Annotated in this window: 17 protein-coding genes; all 17 read right to left on the bottom strand. The window is 63.7% G+C overall.

The window, feature by feature from the left end; genetic code table 11:
• Positions 1–3 precede the first annotated feature (3 nt).
• The gene (locus tag C9F12_RS04320; RefSeq protein WP_108448090.1) at positions 4–270 is read right to left on the bottom strand and encodes a hypothetical protein; all 267 of its coding nucleotides are present in this window, start codon (positions 268–270) and stop codon (positions 4–6) included.
• 71 nt (positions 271–341) lie between these two features.
• Positions 342–887 (bottom strand): type VI secretion system tube protein Hcp, encoded by a 546-nt coding sequence (locus C9F12_RS04315; protein WP_045991880.1) that lies wholly within the window; start codon positions 885–887, stop codon positions 342–344.
• Between the two features lie 199 nt (positions 888–1086).
• A complete protein-coding gene (tssM, locus tag C9F12_RS04310; protein ID WP_240184165.1) occupies positions 1087–3555 on the bottom strand; it encodes a type VI secretion system membrane subunit TssM in 2469 nt (822 codons plus the stop codon).
• On the bottom strand, positions 3552–4517 hold the full coding sequence (gene tagF / locus C9F12_RS04305) for a type VI secretion system-associated protein TagF (RefSeq protein WP_108448089.1): 966 nt from the start codon (positions 4515–4517) through the stop codon (positions 3552–3554). Before tagF ends, tssM begins: the two co-directional genes overlap by 4 nt.
• Before the next feature lie 31 nt (positions 4518–4548).
• Positions 4549–8640: a type VI secretion protein IcmF/TssM N-terminal domain-containing protein gene (locus C9F12_RS04300; protein ID WP_108448088.1), complete on the bottom strand. Its 4092-nt coding sequence runs from the start codon at positions 8638–8640 to the stop codon at positions 4549–4551.
• A 12-nt stretch (positions 8641–8652) separates the two neighbouring features.
• Positions 8653–9414, bottom strand: coding sequence for a type IVB secretion system protein IcmH/DotU (icmH, locus tag C9F12_RS04295; protein WP_108448087.1), 762 nt, complete (start codon positions 9412–9414; stop codon positions 8653–8655).
• Positions 9411–10754, bottom strand: a complete 1344-nt coding sequence (gene tssK / locus C9F12_RS04290; RefSeq protein ID WP_108448086.1) for a type VI secretion system baseplate subunit TssK — start codon at positions 10752–10754, stop codon at positions 9411–9413. Before tssK ends, icmH begins: the two co-directional genes overlap by 4 nt.
• 19 nt (positions 10755–10773) lie before the next feature.
• Positions 10774–11382 carry a type VI secretion system lipoprotein TssJ gene (tssJ, locus tag C9F12_RS04285; protein WP_045991877.1) on the bottom strand — a complete coding sequence of 203 codons (609 nt, stop codon included), beginning with the start codon at positions 11380–11382 and terminating at the stop codon, positions 10774–10776.
• 10 nt (positions 11383–11392) lie between these two features.
• Positions 11393–14059: a type VI secretion system ATPase TssH gene (gene tssH, locus C9F12_RS04280; protein ID WP_108448085.1), complete on the bottom strand. Its 2667-nt coding sequence runs from the start codon at positions 14057–14059 to the stop codon at positions 11393–11395.
• Positions 14056–15159, bottom strand: a complete 1104-nt coding sequence (gene tssG, locus C9F12_RS04275) for a type VI secretion system baseplate subunit TssG (protein ID WP_108448084.1) — start codon at positions 15157–15159, stop codon at positions 14056–14058. Before tssG ends, tssH begins: the two co-directional genes overlap by 4 nt.
• Complete coding sequence (tssF, locus tag C9F12_RS04270; RefSeq protein WP_108448083.1) at positions 15123–16958, bottom strand: type VI secretion system baseplate subunit TssF; 1836 nt, start codon at positions 16956–16958, stop codon at positions 15123–15125. Before tssF ends, tssG begins: the two co-directional genes overlap by 37 nt.
• Positions 16958–17419, bottom strand: coding sequence for a type VI secretion system baseplate subunit TssE (gene tssE, locus C9F12_RS04265; RefSeq protein WP_240184164.1), 462 nt, complete (start codon positions 17417–17419; stop codon positions 16958–16960). Before tssE ends, tssF begins: the two co-directional genes overlap by 1 nt.
• A gap of 94 nt (positions 17420–17513) precedes the next feature.
• Positions 17514–19004, bottom strand: a complete 1491-nt coding sequence (gene tssC / locus C9F12_RS04260; protein WP_045991872.1) for a type VI secretion system contractile sheath large subunit — start codon at positions 19002–19004, stop codon at positions 17514–17516.
• A gap of 15 nt (positions 19005–19019) precedes the next feature.
• Positions 19020–19550: a type VI secretion system contractile sheath small subunit gene (gene tssB / locus C9F12_RS04255; protein ID WP_108448081.1), complete on the bottom strand. Its 531-nt coding sequence runs from the start codon at positions 19548–19550 to the stop codon at positions 19020–19022.
• Positions 19551–19595: 45 nt separating this feature from the next.
• Positions 19596–20348: a hypothetical protein gene (locus C9F12_RS04250; RefSeq protein ID WP_045991870.1), complete on the bottom strand. Its 753-nt coding sequence runs from the start codon at positions 20346–20348 to the stop codon at positions 19596–19598.
• A gap of 142 nt (positions 20349–20490) precedes the next feature.
• Positions 20491–20907 carry a hypothetical protein gene (locus tag C9F12_RS04245; protein WP_162816382.1) on the bottom strand — a complete coding sequence of 139 codons (417 nt, stop codon included), beginning with the start codon at positions 20905–20907 and terminating at the stop codon, positions 20491–20493.
• Positions 20908–21801: 894 nt separating this feature from the next.
• The gene (locus tag C9F12_RS04240; RefSeq protein WP_045991868.1) at positions 21802–22788 is read right to left on the bottom strand and encodes a branched-chain amino acid ABC transporter permease; all 987 of its coding nucleotides are present in this window, start codon (positions 22786–22788) and stop codon (positions 21802–21804) included.
• Position 22789 lies beyond the last annotated feature (1 nt).

Below are 22789 nucleotides of genomic sequence, written 5' to 3'. Positions count from 1 at the left end.
AGGTCACACCGGGGGCATCCCTTGCCCCGGGCGCTTGTGATTCTGGTAGTCGTCACTGGTGGCCGTCACCGGCGTCCACCAGGAGGTGTCGTCATCGATGATCGATCCCAGGCAGCCGGGTTCTGCGGTGTACTTCAGGCGTTCTGGTCCGGCCTTGTGGTCTGGCTTGCTTTCCTTGGCTTGCTTTCCTTGGCCTTCTGGCCTGGCTTCCTGGTCAGCCCCCGGAGATAACACCACGGGCTCGAGGGGCTGACCAGGAAGCACGGCCATGGGTTGCCCCATGGCCGTAACCCGCCCGACGTCTCTTCAACCAGCAGATGTCAGGGGTTCCCAAGCGTTGATCAGGAGTACACGCGGTTGCGGGTACGGTCCCAGCCACCGGCGATGTTGCCGCCACCCTGGCCGTCCTGACGCTTCTGCTGGGTGTAGGTGACCTTGATTCGCGAGTAGTTGAACTTGATCTCCTCGGTCGGCAGGTCGTGACGGGAGTCATGCACGGAGTCCGTGCCACCGCCGCTGCCGGTGTCAGAGAAGCCCGACATGCCTTCCATCTCGGTGGAGGAGACGATCACTTCCTCCAGCCGGACTTCGGCGTAGCGCACCTGCTCACCACCGGCACGGTGCACCTGCAGCACCACTTCCTTGATGTGCTGGCCGCGGCAGCAGGCTTCGAACAGCTTCGGAGACGCCTTGTCGATGAACTTCTTGATGGCGAACTCGCTGAGATTGACGCGCTCGGCTGAGGCACCACCGGCGGAACTGGCGGTGGCCGAGGTGGACTGACTGGCGCCGAACTCGAAGCTGAGCAGTTCGATCCAGTCGGTGTGGTTGGAATCCAGGCTTTCACCGGGGATACCGTCGACCTTGAGGTATGCATCAAATGCCATGTGTTGTCTTCCTTTTGATTGCGATGGTGAAAATCAGGCGTTGCGGGCGACGATCGCTGATCGCCTCCACGGGCCTGTGACCGGGCACGCTACCGCCAGAAGCATCCTGGCTTCTGTTGCTGCCCTTGCGACCCACCCCCTCTATTGCCCGTGAGGGAAGCGATGCCGTCTTGCCGACGGAACGGAAGATCCCGCGTGCTCAGCTCGAGGCACGCACGGCGATCTCCACCCGACGATTGGGGGCCAGACAACGAATCCGTTCGCTGCGGCCAAGTTGTGATTCGCACTGCACCAGGGGGCGCTCGCTGCCGGCACCGACGGCCTCGACCATCTCGGGTGTGACTCCCTTGCCGATCAGGTAGGTGCGCACGGTCTGGGCGCGCTCGAGCGATAGACGCTTGTTGGTCTGCGCAGTACCGATCTGATCGGCGTGTCCGGTGATGGTGATGCGCCCGATACCGGGGGTGTTGACCAGGCGTTCGGCGATCCGGTTGAGCTGCTGCTGCCCCGCCGCCTGCAGACCGGCAAAGTCGGCACGACCAAAGGAGAACAAGGTGTCCGACTCCAGGGTGATGGTCTCCAGCGTGCGCAAGGAGTGATCCAGCAGGCCGTCGATATAGTTGCGGCTCGACGAGATCAGAAACGAGTTGTCGTCGATGCGTGGCACGTCCGGTGCCTGTATCTGGCGTGCATAGAAGGCGATCTGACGACTGGCAAAGTCGAGATCTCGAGGATCGCGCTCGCCTGTGTCATGGGCGCTGATCGCTGGGTACCAGTAGTCCGGCAGGCGCTGGCGCAGCAGCGCCTCGGAGACCTTGGACCTTGGGGTACGCGACAGCTCCACGTAGGTGCCGAGGGCCGCATTGCCGAAGTCGGCCAGCGCCTGAGGACTGTTGTCGGCAGGACGCGCGTTGGGCTCGACATTGGGCAGGTCGATCGCCGTGATGCGTTCGGATTCCCCCGAGCGATACACCGGAATGGTCGGCAGGGTGTAGAGCGCCTGGCCCAGGTTGTCGGCCACCGGGCGCAGCATGCTGCGCTCGATCTCGTCGAAGTAGGCCTTGCGCAGCGCCGGCGAGATGTCATCGCCGTGGTACAAGCCCATCCCCAGTGACCAGGGTGCGCCTTGCCCATCGCGTTCGACGTAGTGGGCGACGCCGACACGCAGGGCGTCCAGCGCTTCCCAGCGGGTGTAGCCGTCGAGGTGCTGGCCATCGGCCACTCGCGCCTCGGCCAGGCTGGTGTCGATGGCGGCGAGTTCGTCGGCGTTACGCGAGAACGACAGCGCCCAGCCGCTGACCATCACCGCCGCCAGCGCCAGCGCCACCCAGCACCAGCGTAGCTGGCGCCGACGCTCCCGATTGGGACCGCTGTAGAGTCCGACCAGGTGCTGGTCAGGCAGGATCACCTGGGAGAACAGGCCGGTCACGAACAGGCTCTTGCCGTCCTGGGGAGCCGTGACACCGCGACTGGCGGCAAGCCCAAAGCGACTCTCCACCGCCCGGGCATGCTCGCCCATGGCGGGCTGACCATCAGCCAGCGCACTGGTGAAGTAGAAGCCTCTGAGCAGCGGTGAGCTCTGATAGGGGTTGGCCTTGAGCAGGGACCCGGCAAAGCTGGATAGCAACGGCGCCAGGGCGCGCAGCTCCAGCGGGAACTCAAGCGCCGCAGGGTCGTCACGGGTGTGGATCATGTCGCCCTCGACCAGGCGCTGCTCGCCGATGGTGCGACAGCGCTTCACCAGGCCATCAAGGGCTTCGCCGAAACGCCCGGCCCAGTTAGCCGTCTCGAAGTCCTGGTGGGCAAAGGTCCAGCCCAGCACCTCGTCACGCTCTGTTGGTGCCAGCTGGCGGTGGAACTGGCGAAAACCAGGAATCAGGTCGCTCTTGGTAAACACCAGGTAGATCGGCACCACGGTCCCGAGCTGATCGTAGGTCTCCTGCAGGCGCTCGCGCAGCCTCAGCACCAGCGACTCACGCTCGGGGGCAGGACGACCGATCAACTCGTCGATGCTGACCGCCACGATCAGGCCATTGAGCGGCCGCCGCGGGCGATGCTGGCGCAGCAGGCCAAGAAAGGCCCGCCAGCGCGAGGCGTCCTCTTCAGAGGCGGTGTAGCGTCCGGCCGAGTCGAGCAGCACCGCCTCGCTGCTGAAGAACCAGTCACAGTGTCGGGTGCCGCCGACGCCGGCGATCCGCGCGTGCTCGCGGTCGGCGAAGGGAAAATCGAGACCGGAGCGGTAGACCAGGGTGCTCTTGCCCACCGCCGGCTGGCCGATGACCAGATACCACGGCAGCCGATAGAGCAGATCGCGCTTGCGCCCCTTGCCACCGTCCCCCTTCTTCATTCGCTCCAGCGCTTCCAGCAACCGCTCGCGCAACAGGCTGACCTCTTCGCGGTCCTCTGGCGAGGCGCCCAGCACGGCGTCATCGGCGCTCTGGATCAGCGCGGATTCCACCTCGTCCTGGCGCTCCACGCCGCGGTAGAGCAGCAGCAGATACAGTGCCGAGGCCACCAGAAAGAACAGGATGCCAGCCAGCACGCTGCCCAGAGAGGAGAACCCCCACCACACGCCCAGTCCCCAGATCACGAAGATCATCGCGAAAAAGGCCAGCGCCATGGCGTAGGTGCGGTACTTGCGCAGTAACAGTGACAGTCGCTTGATCACAACGGGGTCCCATCCAGTTCACTGGCACCGTTCCCATCGGGAAGGCGTGCCAAAAAGGTCTTCATGTCGAGCGTCGCTGCGGGAACGCTGTCGGCAGGCTGGACAGGAGTGAACGCCTCGATCGGTTCCAGCATGTCCAGCCGCGACAGCCTTGGCGCCAGATTCATCACCATCCGCAGGGCATCGCGATCCGCCGTGGCAAAGCGCCAGAGTCTTGGACGCAAGAAGTCATCCACCAGCAGACTGGCCTTGGCCTGGTGCCTGCCCTTGCCGGCGCTGTCACGCTGATGGCTCCCTTCCAGCCAGTGCAGCCACAGATCCGCCGCAGGCCGCTTGAGCGCGCGCTCCGCCGGCAGCGGCATCACCGCCTGCAGTGGCTCGCCGTGCTTGATCCCCTCGCGAAGGGCCTGCATGCGCAGGGCGAAGGCGTTGCCGGCGAACTCGGGAAAGGCCGGTGACAGGGCCTCGCACAGATCGCGGTAACGCACGTCCTGGAGGTAACGTTCGAGCAGACGCTGGTGCAGCTTGAGGTCGGCCTCGCGTAGTCCGCGCCATTCGGCGAGGTGCTGGTGCAACACCTGAACGTCGGCGACGCCGCTGGCAACGCACTGCAACAACGCACGGATCTGGTTGCAGAACACTTCGCTCAGGGTGTGTACGCCGACGCTGCCTTCGGCTTCCGGCGCGACCGCCAGACGCTGGAAGATCAACAGCGGGTAGCGCCGGCCGCTGGCGTCGCCGGACATGCGGATACCCCCGAGCAGCCAGTAGCCGTTGCTCGCCCGGAAGTGGAAGAAGCAGGCCGGCATGGCATCGCACAGGGCCTCCCACTCCGGCTCGCTCTCGGCCAGGCGGAACAGCGCGCCCTGGACCCATTCGTCCAGTTCGCGCACGTCCTTGTGGGTGGCGTTGCTGGCCACGAAATCGGCGCTGCTCGGTGCCTTGCCGAAGAATCCGATCATGCCTGGCTCTCCCCGGCGGTGGTGGTGCTCATCATCGGGCCCCCAGGGTCGGTACGCGCAGTTGGCGTACCTTCTTCAGGTCGGTGAGCTTGACCCCGCCGAAGTTGCGCGCAACGAAGCTGACCGGACCCGCGCCGGTGTACCAGGTGAAACGCTGGCGCACGCCGTCGAGGTTGGTGACGTCGGCGGAGTCGATCATCCGCAGAAGCCCCCAGCGCGACGGAAAGTCGAAGACGTTCACGTGCATGCCGCTGTAGGTCACCACGTCCAGCTTGGCCCCGGCACGGCGCGGTTCGCCGGGCCAGGTGAAGCGCTGCCAGGTCTGCTGGCCATTGCGGTAGACCTGTTCCTGGCCATCGATGGTCAGGCTGATCGAGGTCAGGTTGGGGGCCGGCTGGATCATGATCTCGAAGCCGTTCTCGACATCGCCGAGGCTCGCCAGCACATCGCCCACCTGGGTGCCACCGGCAATGGTCTCGGTGATCCGCGGATCCACCAGCGGCTCGTCCCCCTGCCAGGCCTCGCCAAGATTGCCGACCTCGGCCTGCTCGAACTGGGTGAACAGCCCCGTCTCGGGGTCAACAAACAGGCGAAGATCACGCACCGAGGCCTCATTGGCGGAGTCATTGACCGGATAACGCCCCCTCACCATGCTGTTCCAGGGAGTGGCAATCTGGTCACCCCAGGCCACCGCCAGATAACCGGCGATGGGCCCGTTGAGGCTGTCGACAGAAAATGACACCGGGTCACGGAACAGCCGCAACAATGCCTGCACCAGCTCGTCCTGGGAGGTATCGATATTGGCCGAGACGTAGTTGCGCAGTGCGGTGACCTCGTTGGGGCGATCGTCGATCACCTCCTGCACCAGCAACTTGGTACGCTTGCCGGGATCACCACGCTGGATGCTGTCCAGGCGCACCTTCAACTGGCGCAACAGCAGCAGGTAGCGATCCATCTGGGAGGCGTCATTGCCATCGGCCGGATCGCTGTCGAACAGCTTGCCCACCGGGCTGAAGTAGCTCGCCAGCACGCCATCATGGACAGCCAGCAGGTCCGTCGAGTCCAGCGCCGCCAGGGCCGTGTCACTGCCGTCCTGGCTGATCCAGTCGACGGTGCGCCGCCACACCCCGGGGCCGTCGCCTTCGCCTCCCTCGCCTGTGGCACTGCCTTGGATGTCGCCGTCGCCATCTATGGTGCTGGCCGCGACGTCCGCTGACGCCGCCGCCAGTCGCTGCTCGACGCTCGGGCTGTCCCAGCGAGTGTTGGCGTCCACCGCCTGCAATACCTGCTTGATCGGTGAGCGCTGATAGTCACTGAGTCGGGTCAGCTGCTGACGGGAGACGTCGAGCCCTTCGAAGCGACGAATGCCGACGCTGGCCAGGAAGCGCTCCCAGGCGAACAGGTAGTCCCGCTTGTAGCGCCGCAGGATGGCATCGGCGAAGCGCGCCTTGGCGATCTCCGCGTCCTGTTCGTTCTCGCCATCCAGCACCCAGTCCCGCTCCTGTTTGATTTCCGACGCCAGGGTGTCCTTGAGCTCGGGCAGCACGAACTCGCGCCACACTCGATAGGTAAAGAACGCCGGCACCGACTCGCTGGCATACATCAGTTCCTGGGTGTCCTGGGGCAGAATGGCGGCAAGCGTCAGCGGCGGGAACTGGGCTTGAGCCGCCAGGCGCAGCCGCAGGTACTCGCGGTCGGCAGGCGAGTTATCGATCAGGAAGGCCTTGAGGTCGGCACGGGCCTGGGCGACCAGCAGCTCGTCACGTGCCAGAGCCGGCGCCGCGCCGGCCTCGAGGTAGCTGGCGTACAACTCGACGTTGTCGCGGATGAGCGGGTCCTTGTGCTCGACCTCGCCACCCTCGGCAAGTGCCAACCACGCCTGATACAGCGCCACTCGAACGAAGTCGGCCTCGGGATGCTGCTGGGGCCCGGTCAACACCAGGTAAAGCTTGAGGGCGTCATAGCCTTCGATCAGCTGGGCCACCTGGGACGGCGCCAGGCGATTGACCGCCGCCTGAGAGATCGCCGAACCGCCCTGGCCCAGCGCGGGACCGCTGTGAGCCAGATCATCAAGACCTTCCAGACCATCGCGCCAGGCATTGCGAGCGCCTTCGCGCAGGGCATCCCGGCCCTGCATGCGCGCCCCCCAGTACGCATCGGAGACGCTGCCGCGCAGGCGATAGTCGACTTCTCCTCGCAAGCGGCTGGCCAGTTCCCCCGGCGAGCGCGGCACACTGCCAAGGGACGGGCGCGAGGTCAGGCGGTCGCGGATACTGTCGCGCCGATCGTCCAGCGCTTCCCGCCCGTCTGCCAGCAACGAGCCCTCCTCACCAGCCGAGTCGGCAGTCGTCCCCTCGCCACTGGCGACACCGGGCAATTGACCAAGCACCGCCGCGCTGTCGATATGGGTCTCCAGGCCAACGTCGTCGGCCATCACCCCGATCGCCTCGAACCGGTTGCGCAGGGTGGCCAGGACCGGCTTGAGCGCCTGGGCTTCAAGCATCGTCAGGTAGGCGTGTTCCACGCCGGGTTCGAGCGAACGATGCACGGCGAAGACGTCGCCTTGCCAGAAAGGCCGGCCCTGCGCGTCCGTCCGTTTGAGTGCGATTAGTTCGTCATGCAGCAGCGTAAGCCGCACACCGGGAGGCTCGGCCACGGCATCATCGACCTGCCCCTGCAACGCCACCAGGCCCTCGCGCTGAGTCCAGTAGCCGTAGCCGAGATACCCCAGCAGGGCGACCCCGGTCACCGCGGCCAGAGAGGAGACCCACAGCGTCGCGTTGCGCCGCCGACCATGACGGCTGTAGTGCTCGACCAGATTGCGGTCGGCGATGACGACGTCCTTGAATAGCCCCTGGATAAAGTAGCTGCGCTGGGCAACGGGGGCCGGCTCCTGGATGTCGACCGGCTGCGCCTGCGCCTTGTCGAGCCTTGGGCCCCTATCCTGGGCAAGTGATTGCTCCGACACCGGCCTGAACGGGCCCAGGGCGAAGTCTTCTTTCACCTGATCATCGAAGATCGGTAGCAGGCGCTCACCTTGCTGCAGCGCACTGGTGAAGTAGACGCCCCGCGTCAGTGGTGCCGTGGTCCCGCTGATGGTCAGGTCGAAGGGATCGAGGAAGTCCTGAAGACGCCCCTGTATTTCGGCGATGTAGTCGGGGAAGCGCAACAGCGCGTTGTCGACCTCGACCTCTTCACTCCGCAGACGCTGCGCCAGACGGTGCCTCAACGCCTGGCTCATGCCGGCCAGCCGCTGCTGAAACAGTGCACCGACCCCCTTGCCGCGGATCTCCGATATCGAAAAGGTCATGCCCCAGGGGCGACGCCGCGCCTGTTCATCGAGGCTGTCGAAGGTCTCGTTGAAGCCAGGCAGCAGGTCGACCTTGCTGAAGCACAGATAGACCGGGGGGGTGGCGCCCAGCGCGTGATAGTAGGTGTTGATCCGCTCAATCAACTGCTCGGCCAGGGCGTGATTGCGCTCACGCGATGCCTCCAGCAGCTGCGGCAGGTCAACCACCACCACCAGGCCATTGATCGGACGACGCTTGCGCCGTTTGGCCAGCAGTCGCAGGAAGTCGGCAAAGGCACGTGCGGGCTGGTCCTCGGTGATATAGCGCCCGGCGGTGTCGATCATCACGGCGTCGCTGCCGAAGTACCAGTCGCAGTACTGGGTGCCGGCGTCCCCCGACAAGGCGGCGACGCTGGAGTCGAGCCCAGAGCGGCTGAGCAGCGAGGTCTTGCCCGAGGCGCTCAACCCCACCACCAGGTACCAGGGCAGCTCGCTCAGATGGGTGCGCCGCCCACCACGCGCCTTCAGCACCCCAAGCGCCGTCTTCAGACGCTCGCGCAGGACGTCGTAGTCGCCGGCGTCACTGCTGGCGGCTTCGCGATCGACCTCGAGCTGAAGCAGGCTTTCAAGGCCGCGTTCGTTGCGCAGCTTGCGGTACTTGCGCAGGACCACGGCCAACAGCCACAGCGCGGTAAGGATGGCGACCGCAACTCCCAACCGCTCGAGTCCACCACCGAGACGGGGGATCCACCACAGGCATGCCAGCACGCCCAGTCCCCACAGCAGCAGAGAGATCAGCCAGAAACTCTTGAGAACTCGCAGCAGTCGGCGCATGACGGTGCTCCCTCAAGAAGTCGTGAACAGAGACGGCAGGCGCTCGATCAGCGCCTCGACACGAGCATCGAGCAGCCCGTCCAGCACCAGAAAGGTGACGCCGCAGACCAGCACGATCAGCAACAGGTAGACCCACACGGGAATCTCGTAGCGCAACAACTGTCCGACCTGATCCGGCAAGCGCCAGCTGGGTGAAAGCTCGGCGGGCAAAGGGCGATAGCGCGCCAGATCCTGGCCCAGGGTGTTGGCGATGTAGCGCAGCTGGTCGCGGTGCTCGAGGCGAAACTTGCCCTCGAATCCCAGCGCCAGGCACAGGTGGTAGACCTCGAGCACATCCAGGTTGCCCTTGAGATCGCTGCGCAGGCTGTCGAGACGTTCGAAGAAGCCCTCGCCGGCCAGATGCACGCCGAAGAACTTGTACTGCAGCGGGTGAAGTTCGATGTACTCGCGCATCTTGCTTTCACCGGCGGCCAGCACGCTCTCGTCGAGAAAGGCGCAGAGCGCGTACTGGGCGTCACGAAACTGCTCGAGGGAGTAGCCGCGGGCCAGCGCCCGGGCTTCCATCTCGTTGAAGAAGGCTTCGACCCTCGAGAGGAAGGCCTCGACGCTGGGAGCCTCGCTGCCGCGACGCACCAACAGCACCATCGAGAAGAAGTCCTGGGCCAGTTCGCTCAGCCGCTGCGCCTGTTGCCCTGTATCGCCCCCTTGTGACGCTGTGGTGGAGACGGGCTCCCAGCGTGAAGTTCCCTGCTGTGCTACGGAGGTCTGGTTCATTTCAACACCGCCATCAGTTCAATCTTGAGATTGGTGAAACCGCTTGGAACGTAGAAAGCGATGGCCTCGGCCGACATCATTCGCTCGTACATGCGCCCCCTGGGCTCCAGCGCGAAGTAGTGGTTGTCCAGGCGCACCGGAATCGCCACCGGCAGGCGCGCGGCGTGGACCAGGGTGCCGCCTGGCATGGCGCTGTTGACCACCACCTCGATGTCTTCGGGGGAGCCGACCTTGAAGGCGCGTGGAACCAGCTCGATCAGCTTGGCGCCGGGCATATCGGCGTGGACGCAGACGTAGAAGTCGGCGTCGCCAAGGCGCGGATCGTGTAGTCGACCGACGTAATAGGAGGGCTTGGTCTGCTCGAGGGCGATCGGGATGTACTCGTTCGGCACCACCGTATCGAGCAGCTCGCGAGCCCGGGTCTCGAGCGTGAACAGTGACGCTGCGGCATCCAGATGCTGGTAGCTCGGTAGCTCATCAAGACGATGAGCGGTCGAGAAGGTCATCAGGCTGGCGACCAGGTCCGACAGGAAGCGAAACAGCTCCACCGGGGACAGCCGCGGATGCGCCAGCAGGTGCGACAGGTGCGGATAGGCGCGGTTGACGGTGTACAAGAGCCAGAACAGGGTCACGTCGCTGGAGCCGAACTCGGCGACCTTGTCCGCGCGCTCCCTGCGCCGACTCGACAGGGCGTCGTTCTTGGCCTGCAACACGCCGATCAGGCGCTGAACCAGAGTCAGCAGGACCGGGCTGGCACTCAGGTGCAGGCAGGGCGGGATAAAGCCGCTGTCGAGGGCGAACTCGCCGGCGGTGTTGCGCTTCAGACGCAGGATCGGGCAGTGGCTGCTGCCCTTGAGCTCATCGCCGTCAAGCAGCAGTGCCACATTCAACTCCAGCAGTGCCAGCTCGTTTTCCAGCTCGCCCTCCAGCAGGTCCGGCAGGGTCTCGAAGCGCTGGCGGAAGCGACGGTCGTGGCCGCGGCGGTGGGCGTCATCGACCACATTGGGCGAGAACGGCGTCACCTGGCGCAGGGCGGCAAAGACCTTGCACTCGGCCACCCCGCTCAGCTCCCCGAGATCACGCGCCGGTGGCAGAGGATCGTGCTGAGGCGCGTCGAACAGGGTGCCGTCGGCAAACACCATCTTCAGACGCGACAGCTTGAGGCGACCATGAGCGAGCTCGTCCAGGTCGACCTCGAGTACCTGGACCCCCCAGTTGAAGGGCCCCGAGCGTGTACTGGCCTCGCCCAACTGGTGCTGGTGAAACTCATCCTGATACTGAAAGTGCTGGGGCTGGAGAAACATCCCCTCCGACCACATCACCCGATTGTGTTTGCTCACGGCTGGCTTCCTTGTCGTGTCAGGGCGCAAAGGCCCGGGCCAGGCTGCCGGCGGTGGCCACCAGCTCGGCGCTGTCTTCGTCCATGGGGGTGATGCGACTACCCTCGAGGGTCAGCACCACACCATCCGGCGAGGTCAGGATGCCGTCCTTGCGCATGGCTTCGGCATCGAACACCAGTCGCCAACCCTCCCCCTCGATCTGGCGGAAGAAGGCCACCACCGCCACATACCGGGTGCCCGGGGCCATCGGGGCCACTTCCACCTGGGTGCGTCCCGGCAGAACCACCACCTCGCGTTCGCCAAGCAGGCTGTCGCCCAGGCTGTCGCTGGCGCTGGCCCACAGCGCTTCACTGTTGGCCGCATTGAAGGCAGTCAAGGCGTCGAGCTGATAGATACGCACCACCACCGACAGTGGATTGCCCTCGGCGTCGGGGTTGAGCGACTCATCACCCTTGAGCGCCACGATCACCCGCTCCTGCTGGTCGAACAGGATGTCCCCGACCGTGCCGTCCATCTGTTTGCCAAGCCGGTCGCTGACGCCACAGCCGGCAAGCGCCAGCGTCGCCAGTACCAGCAGCGTGAAGGCGAGCCGCCGCGTCGGTGCCGGTCGGGGAGCATGCATGTTCATCACGATCTCCTTAGCCCTGCACCAGACAGGCGTCGTCGGCCGACTCGACCATCGCCGGGTGATAGCTGAATCGGTCCTGATCGTCGATACCGATCACCAGGTCGACGACCTCGCGATCCTCGGCCATACAACCGAGCACGCGCTCGGCGAGTGCCGGCATCAGGCTGCTGGTCAACAGGTGGTCGATGCTGCGTGCGCCGCTATCGGTCTGGGTGCAGCGTTCGGCGATGCGCGCGGCCAGGGCCTCGTCGAAGCTCAGGCGGGCGCCGTGATGGTCCTCAAAGCGCCGGGCCAGACGGGCCAGCTTGAGATCGACGATGCGGGTGAGGATGTCCCCGGTCACCGGGTAGTAGGGCACGATCTTGAGGCGGCCAAGAAAGGCCGGCTTGAACACTCGGTTAAGGGTGTCGGTCATCTCCCCCACCAGTGCCTCGGGTGCCGGTCGCGCCTCGGCCTCCAGACAACGCTGCATGATCCAGTCGGTACCGACGTTGGAGGTCAGCAGGATGACGCTGTGGCGGAAATCGATCTCGCGGCCTTCGCCGTCCTCCATGACGCCCTTGTCGAACACCTGGAAGAACAGCTCGAGCACATCGGGGTGGGCCTTCTCGACCTCATCAAGCAGCACCACGCTGTAGGGCTTGCGGCGCACCGCCTCGGTCAGCACGCCGCCCTCGCCATAGCCGACATAGCCGGGAGGCGAGCCCTTGAGCGAGGACACCGTGTGGGCCTCCTGGTACTCCGACATGTTGATGGTGATGAGATTGCGCTCACCGCCATAGAGGGTATCGGCCAGCGCCAACGCGGTTTCGGTCTTGCCGACGCCACTTGGCCCCAGCAACAGAAACACTCCCACCGGCTTGCTCGGGTCCTCGAGCTTGGCCCGCGACAGGCTGATACGCTTGCCGATCTCTTCAAGCGCGTGGTCCTGGCCGATCACCCGGCTCGACAGCAGTGCCGGCAACTGACGCACGGTGTCGATCTCGTCACGCTGCATCTTGGTCAGTGGAATACCGGTCCAGGCGGAGACCACCGCGCCAATGGCATTGCCGTCGACGCAGGGGTGGACCAGCACGCTGTCACCGGCCGCCTGTTCGAAATCTCGACGTCTGGCCTTCAGCACCTCAAGGGCAGCTTCACGCTCAGGCCCCTTCTCGTCATCGGCGGCATCGGCCAGCGCCTGCTGGGCCTCGCGCAGGCCATCGAGTGCCTCGCGCTGGCACTGCCAGGCGGCCTCGAGCCCTCCGATCTCGCCCTGCACGTCCGCGATCCGCTCATCGAGCTCCGCCAGCCGGGTGGCATGATCGCCACCGCGCTCGCGCTCCGCCGCCAGCGTCTGGCGTTCGCTGTCGAGATCGCGCAGGCGCTGCTGGGCATCCTCGAGTTCGGCGGGTACCACCGCCTGGCCCAGGGCCACCCGGGCGCAGGCGGTATCCAGCACACTAACCGCCTTGTCCGGCAGCTGGCGCCCGCTGATATAGCGATGGGACAGGCGCACCGCTTGCACCACGGCGTCATCAAGCACCTCGACCCCATGGTGTTCACGCATGCGATCGGCGAGGCCGCGCAGCATGCCGATCGCGACTTCTTCGCTGGGCTCGTCGACCTTGATCACCTGGAAGCGGCGGGCCAGGGCGGCATCCTTCTCGAAGTACTTCTTGTACTCCGCCCAGGTGGTGGCGGCGATGGTGCGCAGCTCCCCCCTGGCCAGCGCCGGCTTGAGCAGGTTGGCGGCATCCCCCTGCCCCGCCTGACCGCCGCTGCCGATCAGGGTGTGCGCCTCATCGATAAACAGGATGATCGGGTGCAGGCTGCGCTTGACCTCCTCGATCACATCCTTGAGCCGCTGCTCGAACTCGCCCTTCACACCGGCACCGGCCTGCAACAGGCCCAGATCCAGGGTGCGCAGTTCGACATTGGCCAGTGCCTGGGGCACCCGCCCCTCGACGATCTTCAGCGCCAGCCCTTCGACGACCGCGGTCTTGCCGACGCCGGCCTCGCCGGTGAGGATCGGATTGTTCTGACGCCGGCGGGTGAGGATGTCGATCATCTGACGAATCTCGCCATCGCGCCCGAGCACCGGATCGATACGCCTGGCCCGGGCGTTGGCGGTCAGGTCGATGGTGTAGCGATCGAGTGCCGGGGTCTTGCCCGAGCGTGATGGCGGTGCACCGGCAGCCGCCCCACTGTCGTCACCGCTGGTGCCGTGTTCCGGGCTTGCCGCCAGCAGGTCATCGAAGTGAAGGCGCAGCTCGTCGGCGTCCACACGCTCGAGCTCCGGTGCACTCTCGACCACCACCCGACGCAGCTCCTGATCGTCGAGCAGTGCCAGCAGCAGGTGGCCGCTACGAATTCGGCTGGCGGCCTGCTCGATGGAGGCGATCATCCAGGCGCGCTCGATCAAACGCGTGATATGCGGCGACAGCGCCGGCGTGCGGGTGCAGCCGGTCTTGAACGACTCGGTGGAACGGTCCAGTTGATCGGCCAGACGATCCAGTGCCAGCTCGAAGTGGCGCGCGACGCGCACCACATCGTTGTCGTCACCCTCCAGCAACTTCAGCAGCAGGTGCTCGACATCCACCTCGTACTGCCGCTTGGCCAGGCACAATCCCGCTGCCTCTTCCATGGCCTTGCGACTCACTTCATCCAACTTGGCAAACAGCGTCTTGAGACTCACGTCCTGGCTCCCTCAAAAGGAATACGAAAAATCACCTGGCCATCGCGGCGGCGGGTGCGCTTGCCCAGCCAGCCCAGACGACCGAGGGCTACCCCGCCTGGCCCGCCCTGTCCGCCAAGCGCGGCCGGCGGCACCTCATCGGCGCGCAGGCCAAGCTCCAGCTCGAAGTCGAGCTCTGCCCCCAGGTAGAAGCGGGTCGCCGCCACCAGCCGCCGGTGGTCGGCCTGCTCGGGCAGAAAGCGCGCGAAATCGTCAAGGCTCAGCGGCGAGAGCACCACCCGCACGCAGGACTGGTAGTCCCACACCCGTGAGCCGGTGACCGCCGATTGGCCAAGTCGCGCGTTACGCTGCCCAAGGCGCGTCCGCTCTCGCCCGGGAAGCGTCAGCCAACGACCGGCGAAGGGCTTGACCCTGCAGCTCACCCCGAAGGTGAAGGCGAGCATCGCCTCGAGGTTGGCGCCATTGCGTGGACGCTGGGTCAAGAGGCCGGCGAAGTAGCTGAAAAGGTGGCCAGGCAGTCGCGCATCGTCCTTTGCCGGGTCATCGCCGATGCTGCCGTCGACCTCGGCGACGAAGTGGCGGGTCTGGTCACTCAAGCCGACCAGCGACAGAAGCTGGCGCTGAAAGTCGGCCTGTCCCTTGCGCTCGTGCTCGATGTGAAAGCGATACTTCTGCCAGGCCTGATAGAACATCGCCGTCATGCGATGGGAAAACAGATCGAGAAAGGCGTGGGCGGCGTCGTCACGCAGCTGGATATGACGATCGATCAGGGTCTCGGTATAGGGCCTGGGCAAGACCCCCGACGGCCCCACCAGTCCGAGAAAGGTCACCTGCATCTCGGTCAAGGGTTGTTCCAGCGGCGACAGCCGCTTGCCGCTCTCGAACGACAGGTCACTGATCTCGCTGGCGGGGAAGTCCAGCGACAGCCGGGTGCGAAAGCGCAGCGGGTCCTCGTGGGGACGCGACTCGGGATCGAGCCGCCCCTGGTGGCTGTAGTGCAGGCGCAACAGCCTCACGAGCTGAAAGAAGCTGAACCGGTACGGCTCAGCCCGCGCCTGGTCGATCAGACCAGGGGCTGAGTGCCGGTTCTGGGCGGCCATGTGACCACCTCCTTTTCGCGCTGCTGGCTAACCAGGGTCAGCTGGCTGAAGCTGTTGATCGAACAGTACTGACCGAAAAAATGGTCGAGCACCGTGCCAAAGAGATAGATACCGCTGCCGATGAACTGACGTTCGTCGAGTTCCAGACGGATACCGAGGCCGCGCACAAAGGCCGGACGAGGATGACCAATGCGCGTCATGGCGACGCTGGTGTCGATGGCGGTGATGCCATTGATCTGGCGGCGGGCGGCGTCAGCGTCGCGATAGTTGTAGAGCGACAGGATCTCCAGCAGGGCCTCGCGCCCTTGGGACACCAGCGACAGATGGTTGAGTGACAGGTGCGACACCAGACGCCAGATCGTGCCCTTGCCCAGTGGTGGCCGAACGGCACTGGTGGGCTTGCGCAGACAGCGAATGGCCTTGACCACCTGCTCGCTGGGCAGAAAGAGATCCCCCTGGGGGTTGCCGAAATTGAGCTGCTGGGGAAGGTCTCGATTGCTGCAGGTGACCCTGAGACTCAGGGTATCGGTGACGCTGTCCACCAGGGTCAACTCGCGATCCACCAGCCGCAGCAGCACGTCGGTTCCCTGGTCGCGATGGCGCTCCGAGGGGACCCGCTTGGCGACCCAGTAGCAGTCTCCCCGGTTCACCCGCTGCCCCCGGGGTTCGAAGAAGGGATGACAGACGCGCACCTCGTTGGTGTCGGCGGCCTTGCGGACACGCTTGACGTCGTGAACCGACAGGATCTCGACGCCGAACGGATGACGCACGTCGGCAGCCACCGGGTACTCGTGGCGGGTGTGGGTCAGCTGAATCGGCTCGGCCATTCGCTCGAACAGGTTGATGATCGGGGTGCAGCCGAGGCGAAAATGATTACGAGCGATATTCTGGGCCAGTCGCTCCAGCCGATCGCTCTGGTCGTAGTCGCCGAACAGCAGGCTTAGACGTATCCGGTGCCCCTGGACCTTCGCCAGCGCTCGATCGAGGCCCACGATGTCGAAGAACATGAACTTCTCGGGAAAGGTGAAGTACTCGTGCAGCAGGCGGTAACCCAGGAAGGAACGCTCCGAGTAGTCCATCAGCCCCTCTTCGGTGCCGAAACCGACCGGCTCGATGGCCTCCAGCGGCAGGCCGATCTCGCGCCTGCGGCCCCCTTCTTCCACGCTGACGCTCAGGCGACAGAGGTTGTTGAACAGAAGCTCGTACAGCGGGTGCATCAAGGCCCCCTCGCCGTCGAGAAAGAAGCGCAGCCGGTCGACGCCGAGCTTGCCAAGCGACTGCTGTCCGGTGACGCCAAGGTCGAGATCGAGTCGCGCCACGGCGTCACCGTCGCGGCCATTGAATGCCGAACGCTCCTGCCGGCTGAATCGCGCCGCCTCTACCCGCAACGGCCATACCGTGACGTCATAACAGGTACGAAAATTGAGCACGCAGCCCGCTACCGGCTGAGACGACAGCTCGGTATGCCGAGCCACCTGGTAGCGGCTGTCGAGGGCCGAGTCTTCCCCCAGGTCGAACTGCACCACCGACAGTGACGGCGTCGGTTTCAGATAGTGCGGATAGAGGACGTCCAGAAAGGACTCGACGATTTCCGGCAGGTCGTCATCGAGCTTCTTGTGGACCCTGGCTGACAGAAAGGCGAAGGCTTCGATCAGCCGCTCAGTGTGGGGATCGGCGCAGTTGTCTTCTTCCAGCTGCAGCCGGGAGGCGACCTTGGGGTACTCGCGAGCGAACTCCTGCCCCAGAAAGCGCAGGTGAGAGAGTTCCTTCTCGTAGTAGGGCAAGAGTTCGTCGAGCATCAGGTCAGGTTCTGCACTTTGTAGCGTTGGGTTTCGGCCTGCAGCACCGCTTCGCAGGCCACCTGGTGGTGGCTATCGACAAGGACCAGCACGGCTTCGAGGCGAAACTTCAGCAACCGCTGCCGCGAATCCTGCTCACGTAGTTGCACCTTCACATCACGAAAACGACAGTCATTGGCTTCGATGGCGTAGGCCAGCTGGCGCTGGATGTACTGGCGGTCCTCGCTGCTGTTGAGGCCCCGACCGAGGAAGTCAGGCAGGCCATAAGCCAGCATCGACTGCTGCAGCAGAGGAAAGCCTTGGAGGTGTTCGGCCAGCAGCTCTCGACGCGTGTTCACCAGGTTTTCGAGGTCGGCGACGATCGTCGACTTGTACTCCTCCAGGGTGCACCAGCAGCGACCGGCGGCGTCCTCGACCCGGTGCGGCTCGTCGTCGAGCAGCCGGCTCCAGAGCGTAGGCATCACCATCCTTATGCCTCTTGCCTGCATGACTGACCTCCCCTGTCAGCGACCTTCCTCGCGTCCTGCTTCCTGCCCGGCGCGAGCGCCGCCGTGATCAGTTGCGTGAAGACTGCGGCAGTTCCGCCACCAGGCGCAGTGACGCCGTCAGCTCATCGAGCTGATAATGCGGGCGCAGGAAGGTCACCGCCTTGTAGACGCCGGGCTTGCCGGGCACCTCGGCGACCTCGACGTGAGCCTCGCGCAGCGGGTACTGGGCCTTGGCTTCCTGGCTGGCGTTGTCATCCAGCAGCACGTACTGCGACAACCACTCGTTGAGATAGCGCTCGACGCTGGTACGCGAGGCAAAACTGCCGACCTTGTCGCGCATGATGGCCTTCATGTAGTGGGCGATCCGCGAGGTCGCGAAGATGTACTGCAACTGCGCCGACAGACGCGCATTGGCGTTGGCGACATCGGTGTTGTACTGCTTCTGCTTCTGCGCCGACTGGACCCCGAAGAAGGCGGCATAGTCGGTGCCCTTGCAGTGCACCAGTGGAATGAACCCCAGATCCGCCAGTTCCTTCTCGCGTCGGTCGGTGATGGCGATCTCGGTCGGACACTTGAGCGCCACCTCGCCGTCATCGGTCTGGAAGGTGTGAGTCGGCAGATCCTCCACCAGCCCGCCACCCTCGACACCACGAATGGCCACACACCAGCCGTAGTTGGCGAAGGCGTCGGTCACCCGCGCACCCATCGCGTAGGCGGCGTTCATCCACAGGTACTGGTTGTGGTCACGGCCATCGACGCTCTCGACGAAGTTGAACTCCTCCACCGGCGCTGTCTCCGGGCCGTAGGGCAGGCGACCCAGCACGTGGGGCAGAGTCAGGCCGACGTAGCGAGCATCCTCGGAGTTGCGAAACGACTTCCACTTGGCGTATTCGACGGTGTCGAACACCTTGGAAAGATCCCGCGGTCCGGTCATCTCGGTGAACGAATCCCAGCCGAACAATTCCGGTGAGGCAGCCGAGATAAAGGGGGCGTGAGCCGCTGCCGCCACGTGGGACACCTGCTCGAGCAGATAGATGTCCTCGGGACTGCGCGAAAACTCGAAATCGCCGATCAGCATGCCGAAGGGAGCGCCGCCAAAGGTGCCGTATTCTTCCTCGTAGACCTTCTTGAACAGTGCACTCTGGTCAAACTCCGGCGCCGACTTCATGTCGCGGACGAGATCCTTTCTGGTGGCGTTAAGCACCTGGATCTTCATGTTGCCGCCGGTCTCGCTCTGGTCGACCAGGTACTTCAAGCCACGCCAGGAAGACTCGAGTTGCTGGAACTCGCCGGCGTGCATGATCTCGTTCATCTGCTCGGAGAGCATGGCGTCGATCTCGGCGATGCGCGCATCCAGCACCGCGATCAGGTCCTTGCTCGGCAGCACTTCGCCTTCGAGCACCTGGGCGACCAGCTCCTCGATCAGATCCCTGGCGCGAGAGCGCTCATTCTCCGAACGCGCCACGCGGCTTTCGGAGATGATGCTCTCGAGCAGCGAGGACTCCGGGGCGAAAACGGTGCTTTGTTCAGGCTGTGCCTGCATTTCCTTGTCTGACATGTCCTGGCTCCGGCTCTACAGGTTGTTGTCGTCGCTGACGGCCTGCTCGCGGCCAAACTCGTCACCGAGCGCCTTGAGCTTTTCGCTGTTCTGCAGCACGTCCATCAACAGCTCTTCGAGCTTGTCGTTGCCGCCCATCTTGTTGCGCAGATCCGCCAGTTTGTTGCGTACCTCCAGCAACTTGCGCAGGGGTTCGACCTGCTTGACGACGTTCTGCGGCTCGAAGTCCTCGAGCGCGTTGAAGTTGAGTTCTACCGGTAGCTGGGTGCCATCCTTGGACAGGGTGTTGTCGACCCGGTAGGCGAGCCGCGGCTTGAAGCCCTTGAGCACGCTGTCGAAGTTGTCACGATCGATGGCAACGAACTTGCGGTCCTTGAGTTTCGGCGGAGGGCTCAGTGGGTTGCCGGTGTAGTCACCGATGACACCCGCAACGAAGGGAAGCTCCTTCTGTTCCTGGCTGTCACCGATCTCCACGTCATAGGTGATGTGTACGCGCGGGGCACGAATACGGCCCAGCTTGTGCTGTGTACTGTCCTTTTCCGCCATGGCGTCGACTTCCTCGAATGTGCGTTTGATAAACTGATGTCGGGCTCAGATCGCTGCTACCGCCTTCAACAGGCGCTCCTTGATGCCGTCTTCTATCGCTTCGATATCACCCAGCTCGACCAACTCCTCGAAGGAGTTGTTGCCGGCGACTTCGGTACTTCGCAGAATCATGCTGTGGGCGGGCAGATGAGACGCTACCGGCGCACCTATCACGCAAAACGGCATATCGCCGAAATCTGACAGCCGTTCAAAGCTGACGGGGAAGCGAAGCCCGAGCAGCAGTCGTCCCAGTCCGGGCTCACGGTTAAGGCAGAAAAACAGCATCAGGTAGTGCGCCACGAACCTGAAAAGCTCCGCCGTGCTGCGATTGGGGTCCTTGATGATCTGGCGAAATCGCTGCAGCTCGAACCCTCTGTATCCCACCACCCACTTGACCGGACTGGTCACTCTCACCGGCCTGGCACGGCCTTCCAGAGTCACGTCGTATTCGTACGGATAGAGCTGTGGCGTCGAGCTCAGAATATCCAGCGGGACTTCCAGCTCCTGGATCAGGCGAAACGGCTGTGCCCCCGCCGTCGCCTCGAACAGCGCCTTGAAGTCCTTGAACGCATGCTGCGCATCGCGACCATTACCTTTTGGCGCGCCCAGCAGGTATTCGCCGAAAATACGCTGCGGCCGAATCAACAGCGCCAGGGTCGCCAGATAGTCCGTGGCCTGTTCCTGGAGCAGGTCGCCGACGACGCGGGTCTGCTTTCTCAGCCTGATAAACCCGTCGAGATCAAAAGATGGATCCGCCACCTGGCTTCCTCCGCTTGAAAGACTCACCCATCCTGGCTCGTCTGAAAGTCTGCATAGTTTCCAACGCCGAGAGGCCGTTGCCCTTGACCGAAAAAGGCCAGGACGGATCGACAGAACGTCCAGCTCGTAGCGAGGCCAATAGCTACAACAGTGGCTCTGCCTGACGCAGGACGAAGCCGACCAGCTCATCGCCATCGCCGGCAGAATCCGGTGGCACCCAGAGGAGACGATCGCCCTCTTCGCTCAGCTGAAACGTGATCTCTTGCGGGCGGGCTTCGAGGCAGTAGTAGGTGGCATCATCCCGGTGCTCCTGACGCCAGTCGCCCCACAGCGTCGAAGACACATTGCCCTCCGCCGCATCGACTCGGGTCCGGTGCATGAAGAAGCCATCAGGCTGCCCGCTCTCTTCGTCCCTCTTGAGCGTGATATCCGCCCGTACCAGGCGACATCCCATGCAGGGAAGCTCACCGACAAAGCGCTCGGTGACGACCACCTCCTGCGGACTGGACTCCATCACGTCAGACGACGAACACCCACTGATCAAGGCAATCAGAAGCACGGGCACTACCGCCCCGAAAAGGCGATAACGTGAGACAATGCAAGGTCGGACACCTACCGGCAGATTCACGACATTGCATAGAACTGCTGTTTTTTCTTCTTGCATAACGATGTGCGGCCTCCCTGCGAGGAGCCTTCAACCCACTTAAACGTACTTGTCCCGAAAATTCCGCCTCGGTCCTTGGCATATCAACACACGAAAATGTGAATAAAGCTGACATCCATCATGGTTTGACTGCCAACCACCAATACAATGATGAAACAGCAAAGTGGTTTAACACCAACCTTCACCGACAATCACATTAGCAATTATGTAAGTATTATGACGCCAACGTCAGGAATCCTACCATCTCCCCAATGATGCGGCGCACAAAATAAAACCTTTTTGGTGTAGGCATACGACCAATAATTTGTAAGAAATATCCTATCAACAAGTACTTATGTTTGAAAAATAAGGGGGTAAAACTAACATCCACAATAAACCAAACACCGTAAAAAACCGAAAACCCCCTGTCCTTTCAATAGTTTAAGAAAACCCCCAAAGTTCAGCCTTAAAGTCACCTTATGCAAAAACCCATTTTTTTGCAGGACCGGTCATAGTTAGACGGCAAAATCCTACAAAAAACACCACAACAAACTCTGTGCCAATATCGCCAGAAATTCACATGGCAAAACTTGGTCACTTATCAACCGGAACTTGCCGAATAAACGCACACACCCATCCACCACGGAAGGGAAATGAACCGGGAAGACACCAACGTCAGGTATTACAGGTCAGGCAAGACCCGTGCAGGGACACCAGAACAGGAAGGCCGCAGCACTGCAGACATGCCGGTAACAACAATGCCCGACCTGAAGGCCGGGCATTGCGTCAAGGACACCGGAGGAGGGATGACTACTTGAAGTTCTTGCGCACCATGTTCTGGATCTCGCCGACAATACCGCTGCGAAAGCTCAGCACGCAGAGCACGAAGATGGACCCCAGGATGACACTGACCCAGTTGCCCAGCGGCGACTGCGCCAGCTGAGTCTGCAGGCTGACCACCAGGCCAGCGCCGACCAGCGGGCCGAACAGGGTGCCGACACCACCGACCAGGGTCATCAGGATGACCTCGCCGGACATGTGCCAGTGGGCATCGGTGAGCGAGGCAAGCTGGAACACCACCGTCTTGGTCGCGCCGGCAAGGCCAGCAAGTCCCGCCGAGATGACGAAGGCCACCAGCTTGTAGGCGTCGACGTTGTAGCCCAGTGACACCGCCCGTGGCTCGTTCTCGCGGATGGCCTTGAGCACCTGACCGAAGGGCGAGTGCACGGTGCGCTGGATGATGGCGAAGCCGATCACGAAGATCGCCAGCACCACGTAGTACATCGCCAGGTTGTCGGACAGGTCGATCAGCCCCAGCAGCTTGCCCCGCGGCACACCGTGCAGGCCATCCTCGCCCCCGGTGAAGGGCGCCTGGATGTAGAAGAAGAACATCATCTGGGCCAGCGCCAGGGTCACCATGGCGAAGTAGATGCCCTGACGGCGAATCGCCAGCGCCCCGAACAGGGTGCCGAGGATCACCGCCGCCAGGGTGCCGACGACGATCCCGAGTTCTGGCGTCAGGCCCGGATAACTCGACAGCAGAAAGCCGGTGACGTAGCCCCCGGTGGCGAGAAAGGCGGCATGGCCGAAGGACAGCAGCCCGGCGAAGCCCAGCAGCAGGTTGAAGGCACAGGCGAACAGCGCGAAGCACAGCACCTTCATCAGGAACACCGGGTAGGCAAACAGCGGCGCGACCAGGGCGATGGCCAGCAACACGATCATCAGCATGCCCTGGCGTCGGCGCGCGGCGCGGGCCCGGGTCTGAGTCGGTGTCGGCGAAGTAGTGGTTGTGGACATC

Origin of the sequence: Halomonas sp. BN3-1 (genome assembly GCF_003056325.1) — a bacterium.
Taxonomy (GTDB): domain Bacteria; phylum Pseudomonadota; class Gammaproteobacteria; order Pseudomonadales; family Halomonadaceae; genus Halomonas; species Halomonas litopenaei.
This window is presented reverse-complemented; position numbering and strand designations above follow the sequence as displayed.

What these genes read in the sequence shown, in the direction of transcription:
- C9F12_RS04320 (WP_108448090.1), bottom strand. Translation starts at nt 270, where the DNA reads ATGGCCGTGCTTCCTGGTCAGCCCCTCGAGCCCGTGGTGTTATCTCCG.
- C9F12_RS04315 (WP_045991880.1), bottom strand. Translation starts at nt 887, where the DNA reads ATGGCATTTGATGCATACCTCAAGGTCGACGGTATCCCCGGTGAAAGC.
- tagF (WP_108448089.1), bottom strand. Translation starts at nt 4,517, where the DNA reads ATGATCGGATTCTTCGGCAAGGCACCGAGCAGCGCCGATTTCGTGGCC.
- C9F12_RS04300 (WP_108448088.1), bottom strand. Translation starts at nt 8,640, where the DNA reads ATGCGCCGACTGCTGCGAGTTCTCAAGAGTTTCTGGCTGATCTCTCTG.
- icmH (WP_108448087.1), bottom strand. Translation starts at nt 9,414, where the DNA reads ATGAACCAGACCTCCGTAGCACAGCAGGGAACTTCACGCTGGGAGCCC.
- tssJ (WP_045991877.1), bottom strand. Translation starts at nt 11,382, where the DNA reads ATGAACATGCATGCTCCCCGACCGGCACCGACGCGGCGGCTCGCCTTC.
- tssG (WP_108448084.1), bottom strand. Translation starts at nt 15,159, where the DNA reads ATGGCCGCCCAGAACCGGCACTCAGCCCCTGGTCTGATCGACCAGGCG.
- tssF (WP_108448083.1), bottom strand. Translation starts at nt 16,958, where the DNA reads ATGCTCGACGAACTCTTGCCCTACTACGAGAAGGAACTCTCTCACCTG.
- tssE (WP_240184164.1), bottom strand. Translation starts at nt 17,419, where the DNA reads ATGCCTACGCTCTGGAGCCGGCTGCTCGACGACGAGCCGCACCGGGTC.
- tssC (WP_045991872.1), bottom strand. Translation starts at nt 19,004, where the DNA reads ATGTCAGACAAGGAAATGCAGGCACAGCCTGAACAAAGCACCGTTTTC.
- tssB (WP_108448081.1), bottom strand. Translation starts at nt 19,550, where the DNA reads ATGGCGGAAAAGGACAGTACACAGCACAAGCTGGGCCGTATTCGTGCC.
- C9F12_RS04240 (WP_045991868.1), bottom strand. Translation starts at nt 22,788, where the DNA reads ATGTCCACAACCACTACTTCGCCGACACCGACTCAGACCCGGGCCCGC.